Source organism: Myxococcus sp. RHSTA-1-4, assembly GCF_020037125.1.
GTDB lineage: Bacteria > Myxococcota > Myxococcia > Myxococcales > Myxococcaceae > Myxococcus.
This window is the reverse complement of the sequence record NZ_JAIQDG010000018.1, coordinates 216,144-232,245: the sequence shown is the minus strand read 5'-3', so window position 1 is coordinate 232,245 and position 16,102 is coordinate 216,144. Positions and strand designations below refer to the sequence as shown.

Below are 16,102 nucleotides of genomic sequence, written 5' to 3'. Positions count from 1 at the left end.
CGTCCAGGACATCTATCCGCTGGGCACGCCTGAGCAGCGGGTGACGACCTTCGAGCTGGCATCTTCCAACGGCCGCCTCCAAAGCACGATGGACTCGTTGGGCCGGCGCACCGAGTTTGAGTTCGACGCGAGCGGCAACGTGACGAAGGTGACGAAGCTGGCCGGCACGCCCGAGGCCTTCACGGTGGAGTACACGTACAGGCCGGACAACAGGGTCTCCAGCTTCAAGGACTCGCTCGGTCACCTGACTCTGTATCAGTACGACGATCGGGGGAATCTCACTCGCTTCGAGGATTCCACGGGGAGATACGCCCAGTACACGTATGACACGCAGGGACGGCTCCTCACGTCGCGAGCGGGCTCTGAGGAGCCCATCTCCTATGCATACGAAGGGGCGGACCTCATCGCGACGACGGATGCGGCCGGCCGGACGACGACGTTCATCCGGGATGGGCTTGGGCGCATGGTGGCTCAGCGCAGCCCCGCCGGCCATGTGAACCGGTACGAGTACGACGCGAGGGACCGGCTCACGCGGCACACCAACCCGCTCGGCCACGTCACCACCTTCACCTACGACAAATCGGGCAGGGTCATCGCCACCCAGGACGCGCGTGGCAAGGAGACCATCTACAGCTACAACTCGCTCGGCCTGCTGTCCGAGCGGATGGACCCGTTGGGGCGCACGGAGGTGTACACCTACGACACGGCGGGCCGCCCCAAGTCCTTCCGGGACCGGAAGGGCCAGGTGAGCGGCTGGGCCTACGACTCCGCCGGGCGCATGGTGCTGCAGGGCTTTGGCGCCACACCCTCGAGCCCCGAGTCCTATGCCAATACCATTGCTTCCATCTATGACGGGGCCGGGCGGCTCACTCGCGTCGAGGACAGCCTCGGGCCGGTCATCACCCTCACGTACGACGCGCGCGACCAGCTCACGCAGGAGGTGTCGCCCAACGGGACTATCGTCTACGCCTACGATGCCGCGGGCCGCCTGACGAGCCTTACCGCGACGGGACAGGCACAGATTGTCTACGCGTACGATGACGCGGACCGGCTGACGTCCATCACCCAGGGGGGCCGCACGGTGTCCTTCACGTATGACGCCGCGGGCCGGCGTACCTCCACCGTGCTCCCGGGTGGAGTGTCCCAGAAGTACACCTACGACGCGGCGGGCCAGCTCGAGCGCATCGAGTACGTCATGGGCACGACCTCCCTCGGAGACCTGCTCTACGGCTACGACTCCGAGGGCAACCGTGTCGCGGTGGGTGGCACCTTCGCGCGCACCCAGCTCCCCAACGCCGTCTCAGGGGCGGTGTACGACGCGGCGAGCCAGTTGATGACCTGGAAGGGTCGCACGCTGACCCACGACGCCAATGGCAACCTCACCTCGGACGGAATCAACACGTACACCTGGAATACGCGCGGCCAGTTGGCGCAGGTGAGCACCAGCTCGGGCACGCTCGCGGACTTCGCCTACGAGCCGACAGGGCGACGCTCGCGCAAGACGGTGGGGGGCGTCACCCAGGACTACCTCTACAGCGGCGCCAACTTCATCCAGACGCAGAGCAGCGGTGGGACGGCCAGCCTCCTCACGGGCTTTGGCCTGGACGAGGTGTACAGCCGGTCCACGTCCGCGGGCTCGCGAGACTTCCTCTCCGACGTGCTCGGCTCGACGGTGGCGCTCACCGACGAGACGGGGGCCCTCACGGCCGAGTACACCTACTCGCCATATGGTGCGCCGACGCGCACGGGCGACGGCGCGGGCAACACGCAGACGTTCACGGGGCGGGAGGAAGACGGCACCGGCCTCTTCTACTTCCGCGCGCGCTACTACGACCCGGACATGGGCAGGTTCCTGCAGCAGGAGCCCCTGGCGCAGATGCCGGAGGCCCTGCAGGCGTACGCCCTGCTTGGACAGAGCCTACCCGTGTATGCGTATGGCTCGAACAACCCGCTGACCTACAATGACCCGACCGGAGAGAATCCGGTGGCTGGCGCAATCGGTGGCGCGGTCGCGGGGCCCCCGGGGATCGTGGTGGGCGCCGCGGTGGGAACCGCAATCCTCCTCTACTGCGCGCTCAGCGACAGTTGCCCGCGTATCCCGATGCCGTGGGACCCACCGGATGACATTCCGATGGATCCTCCCGCGCCGCCCGATGTCTGCGAGATGGCGAAGGGCGGCAAGCAGCGCATCGACAATGAATATGTCGACGCGGCCCGGCGGCTTCCGAAGGGCACCGACCCCTGCTCCTGGCTGAAGGGGTTGTATGACTCGGCGACGGATAGCGGCGAGCGCCAGAAGATCAAGAAGGCGCAGAAGGCAATGGGCTGCCGGCGCAACGGCGGGGGGGGCTGATGGGGCGCCCGGAGAAGGTCTGGTTCGCGGCGAGCGTCATCATGTACTTCCGCCTGAAGAGTGGGCGGCAGAGGACCTTCCCCATCCAGGAGAATGTGTTCCTCATCTTCGCGCGTGATTTCGATGAGGCCCGCATTCGCGCCGAGGAACTCGGCCGGGCGGAGGAATCACAGGAGGGGACTCGCTGGAATGGGAAGCCCGTGGAGGTGGTCTTCGGCGGGGTCCGGAAGGTGGTCTCCTGCGCCGCCGACCCCGCCGTCCCTGGGAGCTCGGACGTGACGAAGCTGTATGACGGGGTGGAGGCCACCTACTCCTCCTTCCTGGTCAAGAGCAGGGCCGAGCTCGATGCGCTGATCCAGGGGAAGCCCGCTACCGTCGTCTACGAGGAGTGACGGTAGCGCTCATGCGGCGTCGTCCACCGGCCGGTGTCCGTCCGAGAAGCCCTTCGGACTCCGGCCGGTGGTCGGGTGCGTCGGGACTGGACGAGTGGGAAGGAGGCGCGCCCGCGACGCTCAGTCCTCGAAGAGCCGGCGGAGGTACTTCTCGCGGTTCAGCAGGAAGTCGCGAGTGAGGGCGTAGTGCTCCGTGTCCTCATAGGCCACCTCGGTGATGCCCTTCTCCGAGAGGTGGTAGATGCGCGCGTCCGGGTAGGCGAGCAGCAGGGGGGAGTGCGTCGAGATGATGAACTGGCAGGCGTCTCGCGTCAGGTCGTGAATCGAGCGGAGGAGGCTGAGCTGGCGCTGGGGTGAGAGCGCGGCCTCGGGCTCGTCGAGCACGTAGAGGCCGTTTCCGGAGAAGCGCTCGCGCACGAGAGTGAGGAAGGCCTCTCCGTGGGACATCTCGTGGGGGCTGACGTTGCCGAAGGCGGCGAGGGCGGTTTCGTTGTTCTCCGTCTCCGTCGCGACGTTGAAGAAGCTCTCGGCGCGGAGGAAGTAGCCCGTCCTCGGCCTGCGGGTTCCGCGGGCGAGCCGCAGGTGCTTGTGGAGGCTGGACTCGGAGCGCCGGGTTGCGAAGTTGAAGTTGCGGCTCCCGCCCTCCGCGTTGAAGCCGGCGGCGACGGCGATGCCTTCCACCAGCGTGGATTTGCCGCTTCCGTTCTCCCCGACGAAGAACGTGACTTGCGGATGGAAGTCGAGCGTCTCGAAGTCGCGCAGGGCCGGGATGCTGAAGGGGTACTTCGACAGGTTCGGCACGTCCTCGCGCAGGAGCGTCATGGACCGGAGGAAGGAGTCCATTCCGCCGGTGAGGCCGCGGGTTTCCTGCTTCGTGCGGGTACGTGACATGTCGGGTGAGCGGTATACCACCGGGGAGGTTGAGCGTGCAGGGCGCGGTGGCAGCTCAGGCTGGCTTCATGCCGGTGCGGACCATGGCTTGCTCGATGTCCTTCATGCACTCCCGTTTGTAGCGCCCGCGCCTCAGACACTGGACCCGTCGCGCCGTGTCCGCGATGAAGGGTCTGACGATGGGAGAGTCCTCCTTGCCCAACTGGACCCACCTGCCGAGCATGGCGGCGATGTGGACCCTCCTGTCGACGCTGGAGAAGCCGAGTCGCGTCATGCGCTTGAACTCCCGGAGCAGGATGGGCTCGGGCTCGGGGAGCATGCAGGCCCGCGACAGGATGACCTCCGTGACGCGCCTGTCCATCTCGCGGCGCACATAGGCCGAAAGAGTCCTGGCTTGCATGCGCTTGAGAAAACGAAGCATCTCCGCCCTGAACTCCTCGTGGTTTCTCCGTCGTAGGGAGAGCTCCGTGTGGCCAATGGACTCGGCGAACTCCAGCTCCAGCTTTCGTTGCGGGCTCATTCGACGTTGGGGCATTTTCGTCCACCTCGCGTCCTCGTAGGCCAGTAGCCGCGCTTGTTGCAGAGTTCCGCGCACTGCTGGCAAACGCTTCCTCCCCAGTCTCCCGAGTTTCGGCGGTTGGCCACCCTCGCCTGTTCCATGCACTTCGCATACAGGTCGGCGCAGCGGTCGTAGGGCTTCTCGTTTGCTTCCGTATCCAGGCTCTCTGCCGCCTGGGGCGGAATGACGGGGCCCGGGTTCGGTGGCTCCTTGGGGGGCTTGGGCTTCGGTGTCCTGGGCGCAGTTCCCAGTTGCTCACAGGCCGCCGCAGAGCCGTCTTTGCACGCGCAGTCCAGCGTGCTCGCGCAGCCCGGTCCTGGCCCTGGTCCCACGGACTGCCGCAACGTCCGCGAGCCACCGGCACAGCCAGCAAGGTACACGCACGCGAGCGCCACCCAGAAGTACGAGCGCATGGCTCCAGCGTACCACCGCCCTTCCAGTTTCCAGGGGCAGGGGCTTGCCGCGCCTCTCTGCGCTACAGTCCCCACCGTGTTCTACGCGTGTGTACGTGCCGTGGTCGCGCTGTTCCTGCGCCTCTTCTACCGGGTGAAGGTGAATGCTCCGGCCACCGAGCCCGAGGGCCCGGTGCTTTTCGTGGGCAACCATCCGAACGGGCTCATCGACCCCGCCCTCGTGTTCATCCTCACGCGCCGAAAGGTGACGTTCCTCGCCAAGGCGCCGCTGTTCAAGATGCCCGTCATCGGCTGGCTGCTCAGGGGCCTCGACGCGCTGCCAGTGTATCGCAAGCAGGATGCCCCCTCGAAGATGGCCGGCAACGAGGGCACGCTCGAAGCAGCGAAGAGCGCGCTCGTGCAGGGCCGCGCCATCACCATCTTCCCCGAGGGCAAGAGCCACTCCGAGCCAGGGCTCGCCGAGCTGAAGACCGGCGCCGCCCGCATCGCCCTCAACGCGGCGAAGGAGGGCGCCCCGGTGCGCATCGTCCCCGTGGGCCTCACCTACGCGGAGAAGCACGTCTTCCGCAGCGAGGTCCTCATCGACGTGGCCCCCGCCATCGACGTGCAGTCCTTCCTCCCCGCCGACTCCGCCACCGAGCCCGACGCCGTGCGCCGCCTCACCGAGCGCATCGCCGAGGGACTGCGTGCCGTGACGCTCAACCTGGAGCAGTGGGCGGACCTGCCGCTGGTGCAGCTCGCCGAGAAGCTCTATGCCTTCAAGCAGGGCGGGGCGCTGGACGCGGAGCGGCTGCGGCTGTGGGCTCGCGGCGTGCAACTCTTCCGAGCCCATGAGCCGGAGCGCTTCGAGGCCACCCGTGCCCACCTCGCGTCCTTCAAGCGCCGCATGGAATTGGTGCAGGCCACCGGCCCGGAGGACCTCGCGCTGGTGTACCGGCCCGGCAACGTGGTGCCCTTCGTCGTGAAGAACCTGCTCGCCCTGGTGCTCGGACTGCCGCTGTTCGCGCTGGGGCTGGTGCTCTTCTGGCTTCCCTACCAGGTGCCTCGCGCCGCCAGCCGCAAGGCGGAGCTGGACGTGCAGGCGACGGTGAAGTTCCTCACCGCCTTCGTCGTGGCGCTCGTGTGGTGGGGCGCGCTGACGGTGGCGGCGGGCTGGGGGGCCGGTGTGCCCTGGGCCGTGGCCACCTTCCTCTCCGTGCCGCCGCTGGCCCTCTTCACCCTGTACTTCTCCGAGCGCTGGGAGACGCTCCGGCGCGACATCGGCGTGTTCTTCACGCTCGGCAACCGCGCGCGGCTCAAGGCGCTGCTGCTGGCCGACGGCGAGCGGCTGTCCTCGGAGGTGGAGCGCCTCGCCAGTGAGTACCGGTCGAAGCTGGACGCCCCACCGGTGTCCGGCCCCGTCACCACGACGCCCTGAGCCGTCTACCGGGCCCGGGGCGTCGCCTCGCGGAACTGCTTCGCGCCCACCAGCAGGGCCAGGCCGCCCAGCAGCACGGGAATGGCATTCAGTTGAATGGCCGTGTGCAGGCTCGCCGCGTCCGCGATGGTGCCGATGAGCGTGGGCGAAATCGCGTCACCCAGCATGTGGATGAACAGCACGTTCAACCCCATGGCGAACGCCCGGAACGCGGTGGGCACGCAGTTGACGATGGCCGCGTTGATGGGCCCGCTGTTCAGGAAGATGAGGAACTGCGCCACGGCGATGGCCGCGAACGTGGCCTCCGCGCTCTTCAGGTTCACCGCCAGGTACATGCACGGCGCCGCCAGCAGCAGCCCCACGCCCGACATCCACAGCCCGCCGCCCTCGCGCTTGCGGTCCAGCTTGTCTCCCAGCCACCCGCCCGCCAGCGTCCCTACCAGCCCCGCCGTCGCGGTGATGGCGCCGAACACGAAGCCCACCTTGCCCGGACTCTCCAGCCAGAGCTGCCGCTCGCGCACCAGGTACGTGGGCATCCAGAAGCCCAGCCCGCCGATGGAGAACGTCATCAGCGTGTAGCCCGCCGTCGTCGCCCAGAAGGCCGCGTTGCGCCCCAGCCCCTTCAGTCCCACCAGGAAGGGCAGCTTCACCGTGGCGTCCGGCCCGTCCATGGCGCCGCGCTGTGGCTCGGGCATGAAGAACGCCATCGTCCCCAGGATGAGCCCCGGCACCGCGCCCGCGAAGAAGGCGTTGTTCCACGGCTTTATCCAGTCGCCCAGCACGTAGCCCAGCGCCGAGCCCACCGGAATCGCGATGTAGAAGAACGCCAGCACCCGCGTGCGCAGCGTGCGCGGGTACAGGTCCGAGATGATGGAGGGCGCCACCGCCCCGTAGCCCGCCTCGCCAATGCCAATCACCGCGCGGGCCACCAGCAGCGCGAGGAACGACGCGGCCAGCCCGCTGGCCCCCGTGGCCAGGCTCCACAGCAGCACGCCGCCCGCCACCAGCAGCTTGCGCGGCATCCGGTCCCCGAGGAACCCGCCCAGCGGCGAGGCCAGCATGAACACCACGATGAACACGGTGCCCAGCAGGCCCGACTGCGTGTCGTTGATGCCGAACTCCTTCTGGATGTCCGGGAGCGCGGCCGCGACGATGTACCGGTCGAGGTAGTTGACCAGGTTGATGAGCGTCAGGATGAACAGCGCGTAGCCGGCATTCGTCGCCGGCACGCCCGTCGCGCTCGGCGAGGCGGCCGCGGGGGTGACATTCATGACCGGGAGGCTCCAGCTCCGAAGCGGTGGGCGAGCAGTCCCCAGCGCAGGCCGCGGTCGCTCACGCGGCACTCCTCCAGGCCCAGCGCCCTCACCGACTCCAGGAGGATGAGCGCGCCCGCGGGGATGACGTCCGCGCGCTTGGGCTGCATGCCGGGCAGGGCGCGGCGCTCTTCCAGCGGCATCCGGCACAGTCGGTCCACCAGCGCCGACAGCTCGCCCAGGGACAGCGTGCCGCCGTGGACCGCTTCCGCGTCATACGGGTCGATGGCGTGCCGCACGGCATAGACGGTGGTCACCGTGCCCGCCACGCCCACCAGCATCGCGCCAGGAGGGGGCGGCGGCAGGGCGCGGAAGGTGTCGCGCAGGTGCGCCTCAACCCGGGCGCGGTCCTCCGGCGTCATCGGGTCCGAGCGGACGAAGCGCTCCGTGAGCCGCACCGAGCCCACGTCGAAGCTGTGCCGGAAGTCCACGTGCCCGGCCGGATTGCCGTAGATGAACTCCGTGGAGCCACCGCCGATGTCCAGCACCAGCAGCGGCCCGGCCGCCTCCGCCGCGAAGTCCGCGTGCACGGCGGCGAACGAGAGCTGGGCCTCCAGCTGGCCGGAGATGATTTCCACGGTGACGCCCGCGCGGGCCTTGGCCGCGGCCATGAACTCCGCGCCGTTCTCCGCGTCGCGCGCCGCGCTGGTGGCCGAGACGGCGATGGCCTCCGCGCCCAGCTCGCGCGCCTCGCGGGCGAAGGACTCCAGCACGGACAGCGTGGCCTCCATCCCCTCCGGGGACAGCCGGCGTGTCGCGTCCACGCCCCGGCCCAGGCGGGTGATTTCCGCGCGCTCGCGCACGGGGGTGAAACGGCCTTCAGGGGTGCGCTCCGCGACGAGCAGCAGCACCGAGTTGGTTCCCACGTCGATGGTGGCGAAACGAGGCATCCGCGGCAGCCTACTCAACGCGGCTGCGCATCCAAAGCCTCGGCCAGGGCCTGGTACTCCGCGTGGGTGTTGTAGAGCTGCGCGGACACGCGGACGTGACGGCGGGGCGCCTTCGGCCAGGGGATGATGGGCACCTCGATGCGGTGCTCGTCGAAGAGGCGGAGCTGGAGCGGGTCCAGGTAGAGCGGGGGCTCGGGGCGCTCCGGATAGCCGTCTGGCAGGCCCACTACGGCCATGCTGCCCACCATGTCCTCCGGGCAGGCGGGCTCCACTCCAAGTCGTTCGCACAGCAACTTCCGCGCGGCCAGCGCCTTCTCCCGGTTGGCCTCCATCACCGCGGGCCAGCCACCGGGCAGCAGGCCGCCCACCACCTTCAGCGCATGGGGCACGCAGAGCACGGCGGACGGGTCGTGCGTCCCCAGCCAGTCGAAGTCCAGCCGGAACCGCGAGCGGTCCGTCCTCGGGGAGTTGTGCCCGTGGCTGATGACCAGCGGCTTGATGCCGGCCTGCAAGTCCCCGCGCACGTGCAGGAAGGCCGCGCCCTTGGGCGCGCACAGCCACTTGTGGCAGTTGCCCGTGTAGTAGCCCGCGCCCAGCGAGCGCAGGGACAGCGGTACCATGCCCGGGCCGTGCGCGCCGTCCACCAGCGTCTCCACGCCCCGCTCTCGCAGCACGGAGATGAGCCGGGCCACCGGCATCACCACCGCCGTCTGGCTGGAGACGTGGTCCACCAGCAACAGGCGCGTGCGCGGCGTCACGTGCGCCAGCACCGTGTCCACCACCGCCTGGGCGGACGGCACCGGCCAGGGCAGCTTCGCCACCACCACCTTCGCGCCCCACCGCGAGGCGGCGAACTCCAGCGCGTTGCGGCTGGCGTTGTACTCGTGGTCCGTGGTGAGCAGCTCGTCCCCGGGCGCGAAGCGCAGCGAGCGCAGCACCGTGTTGACGCCCGTGGTGGCGTTGGTGACGAAGGCCAGGTCGTCCGCGTCCGCGTCGAGGAAGGCGGCCAGGGCCGCGCGGGCCTCGTCCAGCAGCGGCTCGACTTCGCGGTGGAGGAAGCGCACCGGCTCGGCCTCCAGCCGCGCGCGCAGCTCGGACTGGCGCTGCAGCACGGCGGTGGGGCACGCGCCGAAGGAGCCGTGGTTGAGGAAGCGGACCTCCGGGTCCAGGCTCCAGTGCTGACGGAAGGGGGCGCTCATGCGCGGGCACTCGACCCGAGCAGGCGCCCCCTGTCAACGAGGTGCGGTGCGCGCGGCGCGCAAAGGTGGCGGAGGGCCTACTCGGCCTGCGCCAGGGGCGCCCAGTCGGGAGTCTGCAGGAAGCCCTTCGCGGCGCGCAGCGGGAGCTGGTTGTTCCCCTCCGACGTCATGACGAAGAGCTGCGAGCCCCCGTTGCGGTTGGACGTGAAGAGGACAAGCCGCCCGTTGGGAGAGAAGGCGGGCTCCTCGTTGCTGCCCTGGTCCTGCGTCAGGCGCGTCACCTTGCCCGTGTCCACGTTGATGGTGAACAGGTCGAACGCGTTGCGCTCGTCGCGCGCGGTGAAGACGATGAGGTCGCCGCGCGGGGACCAGTCCGGCGTCTGGTTGTAGTTGCCCTGGAAGGTGAGCCGCCGCACGCCCGTGCCGTCCGCGTTCATCACGTAGATTTGCGGGCTGCCGCCCCGGTTGGACACGAAGGCGATGCGCTTGCCGTCCGGCGACCAGGTGGGGCTGGTGTTGAGGCCATAGGGCGTGTCGGTGAGGGCGCGGGCGCCGCTGCCGTCCGCGTTGGCCACGTGAATCTGCGCGCTCTCACCCTCCGCCAGCGAGTAGGCGATGCGCTTGCCGTCCGGCGAGTACGACGCGCCCGTGGCCATCTGGCCCTCGGACACCACCGCGCGAGCGTCGCCGCCCGGCTTCTGCGCGAAGATGTCCGGCCGGCCCTTGCGGTAGGTGGTGAAGGCCACCTGCGAGCCGTCCGGGCTCAGCGCGGGGAGGATGTTGATGCCTCCCTTGGTGAGGGCGCGCGCGTTGCCGCCGTCCCAGTCCGCCACGTACACGTCGCGGTTGTTGCCGCCCTTCACCACGTAGGCGATGCGGGACAGGAAGGGGCTGGGCTCCTGGGTGAAGTGCCGGTAGAGCGCGTCCGCCAGCCGGTGCGCCAGCAGCTCCGCGTTGTCCGCCGGGGCGTCTTTCGCAACCTTCAGGTCCTCGCGGCCGGTGGCCACGTTGAACAGGCGCAGCTCGCCGCGCAGCACGCCGCCGTCCTGCGCCAGGGACACCTTCACCAGCGCCTCGGCGCCCACGTCCGCCCAGCGGCTGAAGTTGATGCTTCCGGCCGTCATGCCCTCCTTCGGGTCCGCGGTGAAGCTCTTGCGGTCCAGCACCTGCATGATGCCGGAGGCGGCCAGGTCGAAGCCGAAGGCCGTGTCGAAGCCAGGCGCGAGCTTCCTGCCCCCCTCGTTCTGCGCCACGGGCGCGGGCACGGCCACGGGCAGCGGGCGGAAGTTGGCGCCGGAAATCTCGATGGTCGGCGCCTGCGCGAGCGCCACGAGCGGGAGGAGGAGCAGGGAGAGGAGCAGGGCTTTCATAGGGCGTTCGGTCTGAAGCTCAGGTTGACACCGTGCTTCTGCAGCGTTTCCCGGAGGTGCTCGGGGGGAGGTGAGAAGGGGGCCGCCTTGCGCACCGCCGTGACGACGGCGGAGTCGAAGAGGTCATTCCCGCTGGGCTTCGAGAGGCTCACGTCCAGCACCTCGCCGGTGCGGCCCAACCGCACCGCGACGATGGTGTTGAGGCGCAGGCGCTCGGACTCCGGAATCGTGTCCGCCACGTTGTAGTGCCGGCGCACCTGCGACTGGAGCAGGCCGAAGTAGCGCTCGCCCTCGGCCGTGGCCGAGTCGCCGTCCGGGTCACCGTCCTCGGCGCCCTCCGCCTCCTCGGGCTCGGCCGCCCTGGCCGTCTTGTCGAAGGCGCCGAAGAGGCGCTTGCGCCGGTCCTCGCCCGTCGTCTCGCCCTTCTGGGGCGTGGGCTTCGGCGCGGTGGAGGGCTCCGGCTTCACGCCGGGAATGGGCACCGCCACCGCGGCCTTCGTGGGCGCGGGAGCCGGCGCGTCCGGTGGGGGCTTGGGCGCGTCCACATGCTTGGGCGGAGGCGGGAGCTGCTCCTTGCGCGGCAGCAGCTTCGGGTCCCTGGGCTTGCCCAGCCGCACCAGCGAGGCCTTGATGGGCCTGGCGTCCAGGTCCACCTTCGGCCCGGACGCGAGGCGCGCGTATAGCACCGCCGCCAGCAGCAGGGCGATGTGGCCCACGACAGAGGCCACCAGGAAGCGCGACAGCCGCGTGGGGCGCGAGACGAGCAGGCTGTGGCTGACCGCGGAGTCCGTCATGGGCTAGCGCTTCGCCTCCTTCGACTTGCCCTTCTTCTCGTTGGACGCCTTGCCCCCGCCCGTGGGGTCCGTGATCATCCCCACGTTGTTGATGCCCGCGCGCTGCGCCGCCGCCATGACCTCCACCACCACGCCGTACGGCACGTCCCGGTCCGCGTGGAGGTAGACTTCCTTGTCGGCCTGGGCCTTGGCGTTGGCGGCCAGCTTCTCCGCCAGCTCCTCCAGCGCCACCTCGGCGTCACCGATGTAGACCTTGCGCCCGGCGTCGATGGACAGCACCAGCTTCTTCTCCGTGGCCTCCACCGGCGCGGCCTTCGTCTCCGGCAGGTTCACCTTCACGCCCTGCTGGATGAGGGGCGCCGTCACCATGAAGATGATGAGCAGCACCAGCATCACGTCCACCATGGGCGTGACGTTGATTTCGCTCATGGTGGTGCGGCCACCGCCGCGGTTTCCTCCGCCCATTCCCATGGCCGCCTCCGCCTACCGGAAGAAGTGCCGCTTGATGATGTTGAGGAAGTCCGCGGAGAAGTTCGACATCTCCGTGTCGAACACCTTGATGCGGCTGACGAACGAGTTGTAGGCCACCACCGCCGGAATCGCCGCGAACAGGCCCGCCGCGGTGGCGAACAGCGCGTTGCCCACCGGCGCGGCCACCGTGGCCAGCGTCGCGTTGCCCTGCTCGGCAATCTGGTTGAAGGCGCTGAGGATGCCGATGACGGTGCCGAACAGCCCCACGAAGGGCGACGCCGCGCCCACCGTGCCCAGGAAGGACACCCGCGCCTCCAACTCCGTGATTTGCGCGGTGGAGGCCCGGTTGAGCGCGCGCTCCACGTTCTCGATGCCGCCCAGCCGCTCGGCCATGGCGCCCTCGGCGCCGCCCTCCTTGGCCTGCGCCAGCTTGCTCAGCTCCTCGTAGCCGGCGCAGAAGACCTTGGACAGCGGCGAGCCGTCGAGCTTCTGGGCCGCCTGGTAGATGGACTCCAGGCGCGAGGCCTTCCAGAAGGTGTCGAGGAAGGTGAGAGATTGTGCGCGAGCCTTCGACAACTGGGCCGCCTTCATGGCGATGAGTGCCCAGGAGGCGACAGACACGCCCATCAGCAGCAGCAGGACCGCCAGCTCGATGAAGGACGCGTCGCGGATGATCTCCACGTAGTTCATGGCGCCGAGCGCCAGGGGCAGGTGGGGCGTCATGGGGTGGAGGCCGTAACATTCCGCTACAGCACGGTCAAACAAACGAGGCATGCCCGGCTGCTTGAAGCTGGATGCGCGTGCGGGTGAATAATTCCCGAGGTAGCCCGTCCGGAGGGGTTGTAACGGGCCGAACACCTCACCACCCCACGAACAGGTGCCCCATGAACTCCCGACTGCTGGCCGCATTCCTCTGTCTCGCGGCGGCCGCCCCCGGCTGCATCGTCCGCGAATATGACGACCCCGACGAGGCGTACCCCGGCGATGTGACGTTCCGCTGGACCTTCGCCGGCCTGCGCTGCGACGAGGACCGCGACATCGCGGGCGTCAACATCACCATCCCCGGCGAGCGCCTCCAGAACAACGGCGAGTATCCCTGCTCGGCGAACGGCTTCGACGGCATCGTCCTCCACGACTTCGGGCCGGGCGTGTACAGCTTCAACGTCGAGGGCGTCAGCTACACCGGGGAGATTCTGTACGCCGTCAGCGGCACCTTCCGGGTGGACGGCAACGTGACGGTGAGCGTGGACATGACGCCGACAGGCACGCCGCCCTCGTACGCCTACGTGAGCTGGCTCTTCCCGGCGAACAACGTCAGCAGCAACCCCACCTGCTCCCAGGCCGGTATCACCGCCGTGGACGTGCGCGTGGACGACGGTGAGTTCCAGCGCATCGACTGTGTGCGGGGCCAGGGCGCCAACAGTGTCCAGACGCCGTACCTGGACCCGGGCGAGCACTTCGTGGAGTTCATCGCCGTCGATGCCAACGGGGCGCCCTGGTACCACTACAGCGGCACCCTCATCACGGAGGCCGGCAGGCCCACGTCCCACATCATGACCCTGTGGGCCATCGGTGGGGCCTCCATCGCCTGGGAAATCGTGGGCAACGGCTCGAGGCTGACGTGCTCGCAGGCCCGAATCTCCGAGGTGCGCATCAACTTCCGCGACGTCTTCACCAACGAGCTGGTGTACGGCATCGTCGGTGACGGGCACGGCTGCAACGACGCTCCGGTGGTGTACGAGTTCCTGCGGCCGGGCCGCTACCGCGTGGAGATTTCCGCCCGCGCGTCGGATGGCCGGGTGTACCTGTCGGCGGCGAACGAGCCCCCCATCGACGTGGTGGCCCACCAGTTCCCGGGGCCGAACAGCGCCCTGGTGGTGCCCATCTTCATGCAGTAGCGGCGCCTGGCAGGCCGTGAGGTGAGCGGAGGGTCGGGGCGGGGTGCCCCGGCCCTTCGTTGCGTTCGGGGGGGCCGCTGGCGTTGGCATCAAACGTGATAGGGACACACCGCATGCGGCAAGGCAGCCACAGTCCCATCGGCGTATTCGATTCGGGTGTCGGAGGGCTCACGGTCCTCAAGGCGCTCATGGCCCACCTCCCCCACGAGAGCACGGTGTACCTGGGGGACACGGCGCGGGTGCCCTACGGCACCAAGTCCGGCGAGGTGGTGACGCGGTATTCGTTGAAGAACGCGCAGTTCCTCCTCGAGCAGGGCGTCAAGCTGCTGGTGGTGGCGTGCAACACGGCCTCGGCGGTGGCGCTGCCGGCGCTGGAGGCGGCGCTGCCCATTCCGGTGGTGGGCGTCATCTTCCCCGGCGCGAGGGCGGCCCTGGCGCGCACCCGGGGCGGAGGGGTGGGCATCATCGGCACGCCGGGCACCATCCGCTCCGGGGCGTACCAGCGCGCGCTGGAGTCCGCGGACCCTCAGGTGCGGGTGAAGGCCCGCGCCTGCCCCCTCTTCGTGCCGCTGGCGGAAGAAGGGTGGACCACGGGGGACGTGCCCCTGCTGACGGCGCGCGAGTACCTGGCGGAGTTCGCCCGCGAGGGCGTGGACACGCTGGTGCTGGGCTGCACCCACTACCCGCTGCTCAAGGGAGTCATCGCGGAGGTGGTGGGGCCGAAGGTGTCGCTGGTGGACTCGGCGGAGGCCACGGCCGAGGCGGTGGCGGCGCTGCTGGCGGAGCGCGGCGCGCTGGCCACCGCGGGGCACGCGGCGCCCACGCACGCGTACTACGTCACCGACGTGCCGGAGCGCTTCATGGAGGTGGGCGCGCGCTTCCTCGGGCGGCCCATCCCCACGGCGGAGCAGGTGGACCTGACCTTCTGAGCTTCACGGGGACGCCGGGCGCCAGACTCGCGGCGGCCTCCGGCTCCAGAGTGGGTGGCGGGCCTCGCGCGGCCCGGAGCGCAGGGCTCCGGGCGCGGGCCGCGTCCTTCAGAGCGGGTGACGTCCTCGCCTCCGGGGAGGCGGCGCCACCCGGCTCCTCGCCGCGGCTCTCAGGCCGACGGGCGGGTGGAGACCGGCGCGGGCGTCTCCTCGGTGGCCTTGGTGATGAGCTCCTTGGCCGCCTGGACGACGGGGGCCTCGGTGGCGCCCTGGACCTCCACCAGCGCGCGGGCGGCCTCGTCGCCGATGTCATCCTGGCGCGGCAGCAGTCCGGTGAGCCGGGTGACGAGGCGCTCCGCCAACGGGAAGAAGTGCACCGCCTGCAGCGGCCAGTTCAGCCAGCCCACGGTGATGCAGTAGTACTTGTTGTACGGGGCGGTGTGGTGGATGCCGTGGTGGGCCGGAGGCAGGATGAGATGCACGCGCTGCAGGAAGCCGACGAGCGCGGGCGGCGTGTCCATGTGCGACCACTTGTGGAACTGGTTGGTCGCCATCACCCAGAAGATCATCGAGCCGAGGAAGGACGAGCAGAACACCCAGCCCGGGCTGCTCAGGGGCATGGCCACGGCCATGATGGCCACGGGGATGGAGATGAGGCAGTTGTTGCCGTTGGTCTCCACGAAGTCGTGGCGGGTGATGGCCTTCTCGTCCACGTGGTGCTCGCGGAAGGGCCGGATGAAGGCCTTGCCGAGCAGCGGCATCTCCGTGGAGCCCCACGTGTCGCCCATCCAGTGGACGAAGCCGGAGACGAAGTCCGCGGCGAGGTAGCCCAGCAGCAGCGCGCTCAGGAGCAGCCAGGTGCCGGTATGGGGGTTGCCCCACAGCCGGTACACCAGCGCCAGCTCCAGCGAGACGAAGGTGACGATGGACGCGATCTCCATCGCGCGAATGGCGGGCGAGTAGCCCTGTGCCAGCACCTGGGCGTCCTGCTGGCGCACCTTGTTCTTGATCTCGTTCTTCTTCATCCGTGGAGTCCTGGACGATGGCGGCGTTAGGCGCCGTGCACGTCAGGCTGTACGTACCCCAGCCGCTTTCGGCTTTTCAACGGATGGGCCTCCGAAGTGTCAGGCTTGCACGGTTGGGGGGCTCCGGAAGGGGGCTCCGCGGTGGGGTGGAGGGGGCTCGCTGGGGCCTGCTTCGCGCCCGGTGGGCA

Annotated in this window: 15 protein-coding genes; 5 read left to right on the top strand and 10 right to left on the bottom strand. The window is 69.4% G+C overall.

The window, feature by feature from the left end; translation table 11 throughout:
• On the top strand, window positions 1–2,353 hold a 2,353-nt coding region (locus K8638_RS24715; RefSeq protein WP_305071189.1), incomplete at its 5' end, for an RHS repeat-associated core domain-containing protein.
• Window positions 2,353–2,745 (top strand): DUF4288 domain-containing protein, encoded by a 393-nt coding sequence (locus K8638_RS24710; RefSeq protein ID WP_223757067.1) that lies wholly within the window; start codon window positions 2,353–2,355, stop codon window positions 2,743–2,745. The genes K8638_RS24715 and K8638_RS24710, both read left to right, overlap by 1 nt.
• Window positions 2,746–2,865: 120 nt before the next feature.
• On the opposite strand, the gene K8638_RS24705 is transcribed toward K8638_RS24710, so the two are convergent.
• Entirely contained in the window at window positions 2,866–3,636 is a 771-nt protein-coding gene (locus K8638_RS24705; protein ID WP_223757066.1) for an AAA family ATPase, read from the bottom strand.
• Window positions 3,637–3,691: 55 nt separating this feature from the next.
• The gene (locus K8638_RS24700; protein WP_223757065.1) at window positions 3,692–4,156 is read right to left on the bottom strand and encodes a hypothetical protein; all 465 of its coding nucleotides are present in this window, start codon (window positions 4,154–4,156) and stop codon (window positions 3,692–3,694) included.
• A gap of 528 nt (window positions 4,157–4,684) precedes the next feature.
• On the opposite strand from K8638_RS24700, the gene K8638_RS24695 reads away from it, so the two are divergent.
• Window positions 4,685–6,025, top strand: a complete 1,341-nt coding sequence (locus K8638_RS24695) for a 1-acyl-sn-glycerol-3-phosphate acyltransferase (protein ID WP_223757064.1) — start codon at window positions 4,685–4,687, stop codon at window positions 6,023–6,025.
• A gap of 5 nt (window positions 6,026–6,030) precedes the next feature.
• Here K8638_RS24695 and K8638_RS24690 read toward each other — a convergent pair whose 3' ends face one another.
• The 7 genes from K8638_RS24690 to K8638_RS24660 all read right to left on the bottom strand — a co-directional run bounded on the left by K8638_RS24690 (window position 6,031) and on the right by K8638_RS24660 (window position 12,785).
• Complete coding sequence (locus tag K8638_RS24690) at window positions 6,031–7,296, bottom strand: MFS transporter (protein ID WP_223757063.1); 1,266 nt, start codon at window positions 7,294–7,296, stop codon at window positions 6,031–6,033.
• The gene (locus K8638_RS24685; RefSeq protein ID WP_223757062.1) at window positions 7,293–8,228 is read right to left on the bottom strand and encodes a Ppx/GppA phosphatase family protein; all 936 of its coding nucleotides are present in this window, start codon (window positions 8,226–8,228) and stop codon (window positions 7,293–7,295) included. The genes K8638_RS24690 and K8638_RS24685 overlap by 4 nt, the downstream gene beginning before the upstream one ends.
• 14 nt (window positions 8,229–8,242) lie before the next feature.
• Window positions 8,243–9,427, bottom strand: coding sequence for an aminotransferase class V-fold PLP-dependent enzyme (locus K8638_RS24680; RefSeq protein ID WP_223757061.1), 1,185 nt, complete (start codon window positions 9,425–9,427; stop codon window positions 8,243–8,245).
• Between the two features lie 77 nt (window positions 9,428–9,504).
• Window positions 9,505–10,797 (bottom strand): LpqB family beta-propeller domain-containing protein, encoded by a 1,293-nt coding sequence (locus K8638_RS24675; protein WP_223757060.1) that lies wholly within the window; start codon window positions 10,795–10,797, stop codon window positions 9,505–9,507.
• Window positions 10,794–11,591: an energy transducer TonB gene (locus tag K8638_RS24670; RefSeq protein ID WP_223757059.1), complete on the bottom strand. Its 798-nt coding sequence runs from the start codon at window positions 11,589–11,591 to the stop codon at window positions 10,794–10,796. The genes K8638_RS24675 and K8638_RS24670 overlap by 4 nt, the downstream gene beginning before the upstream one ends.
• Before the next feature lie 3 nt (window positions 11,592–11,594).
• Window positions 11,595–12,062, bottom strand: coding sequence for a protein TolR (tolR, locus tag K8638_RS24665; RefSeq protein ID WP_223757058.1), 468 nt, complete (start codon window positions 12,060–12,062; stop codon window positions 11,595–11,597).
• A gap of 12 nt (window positions 12,063–12,074) precedes the next feature.
• The gene (locus tag K8638_RS24660) at window positions 12,075–12,785 is read right to left on the bottom strand and encodes a MotA/TolQ/ExbB proton channel family protein (RefSeq protein WP_223757057.1); all 711 of its coding nucleotides are present in this window, start codon (window positions 12,783–12,785) and stop codon (window positions 12,075–12,077) included.
• A gap of 161 nt (window positions 12,786–12,946) precedes the next feature.
• Here K8638_RS24660 and K8638_RS24655 point away from each other — a divergent pair, with 161 nt between their 5' ends.
• A complete protein-coding gene (locus tag K8638_RS24655) occupies window positions 12,947–13,960 on the top strand; it encodes a hypothetical protein (protein ID WP_223757056.1) in 1,014 nt (337 codons plus the stop codon).
• A 113-nt stretch (window positions 13,961–14,073) separates the two neighbouring features.
• Complete coding sequence (gene murI / locus K8638_RS24650; RefSeq protein WP_223757055.1) at window positions 14,074–14,889, top strand: glutamate racemase; 816 nt, start codon at window positions 14,074–14,076, stop codon at window positions 14,887–14,889.
• Window positions 14,890–15,059: 170 nt separating this feature from the next.
• On the opposite strand, the gene carF is transcribed toward murI, so the two are convergent.
• Window positions 15,060–15,914, bottom strand: a complete 855-nt coding sequence (gene carF, locus K8638_RS24645; protein WP_223757054.1) for a plasmanylethanolamine desaturase — start codon at window positions 15,912–15,914, stop codon at window positions 15,060–15,062.
• Window positions 15,915–16,102 lie beyond the last annotated feature (188 nt).

Excerpts from the sequence above, each read along its gene's own strand:
- K8638_RS24710 (WP_223757067.1), top strand. The coding sequence starts at position 2,353 with ATGGGGCGCCCGGAGAAGGTCTGGTTCGCGGCGAGCGTCATCATGTAC.
- K8638_RS24705 (WP_223757066.1), bottom strand. The coding sequence starts at position 3,636 with ATGTCACGTACCCGCACGAAGCAGGAAACCCGCGGCCTCACCGGCGGA.
- K8638_RS24700 (WP_223757065.1), bottom strand. The coding sequence starts at position 4,156 with ATGAGCCCGCAACGAAAGCTGGAGCTGGAGTTCGCCGAGTCCATTGGC.
- K8638_RS24690 (WP_223757063.1), bottom strand. The coding sequence starts at position 7,296 with ATGAATGTCACCCCCGCGGCCGCCTCGCCGAGCGCGACGGGCGTGCCG.
- K8638_RS24685 (WP_223757062.1), bottom strand. The coding sequence starts at position 8,228 with ATGCCTCGTTTCGCCACCATCGACGTGGGAACCAACTCGGTGCTGCTG.
- K8638_RS24680 (WP_223757061.1), bottom strand. The coding sequence starts at position 9,427 with ATGAGCGCCCCCTTCCGTCAGCACTGGAGCCTGGACCCGGAGGTCCGC.
- K8638_RS24675 (WP_223757060.1), bottom strand. The coding sequence starts at position 10,797 with ATGAAAGCCCTGCTCCTCTCCCTGCTCCTCCTCCCGCTCGTGGCGCTC.
- K8638_RS24670 (WP_223757059.1), bottom strand. The coding sequence starts at position 11,591 with ATGACGGACTCCGCGGTCAGCCACAGCCTGCTCGTCTCGCGCCCCACG.
- tolR (WP_223757058.1), bottom strand. The coding sequence starts at position 12,062 with ATGGGAATGGGCGGAGGAAACCGCGGCGGTGGCCGCACCACCATGAGC.
- K8638_RS24660 (WP_223757057.1), bottom strand. The coding sequence starts at position 12,785 with ATGACGCCCCACCTGCCCCTGGCGCTCGGCGCCATGAACTACGTGGAG.
- K8638_RS24655 (WP_223757056.1), top strand. The coding sequence starts at position 12,947 with ATGAACTCCCGACTGCTGGCCGCATTCCTCTGTCTCGCGGCGGCCGCC.
- murI (WP_223757055.1), top strand. The coding sequence starts at position 14,074 with ATGCGGCAAGGCAGCCACAGTCCCATCGGCGTATTCGATTCGGGTGTC.
- carF (WP_223757054.1), bottom strand. The coding sequence starts at position 15,914 with ATGAAGAAGAACGAGATCAAGAACAAGGTGCGCCAGCAGGACGCCCAG.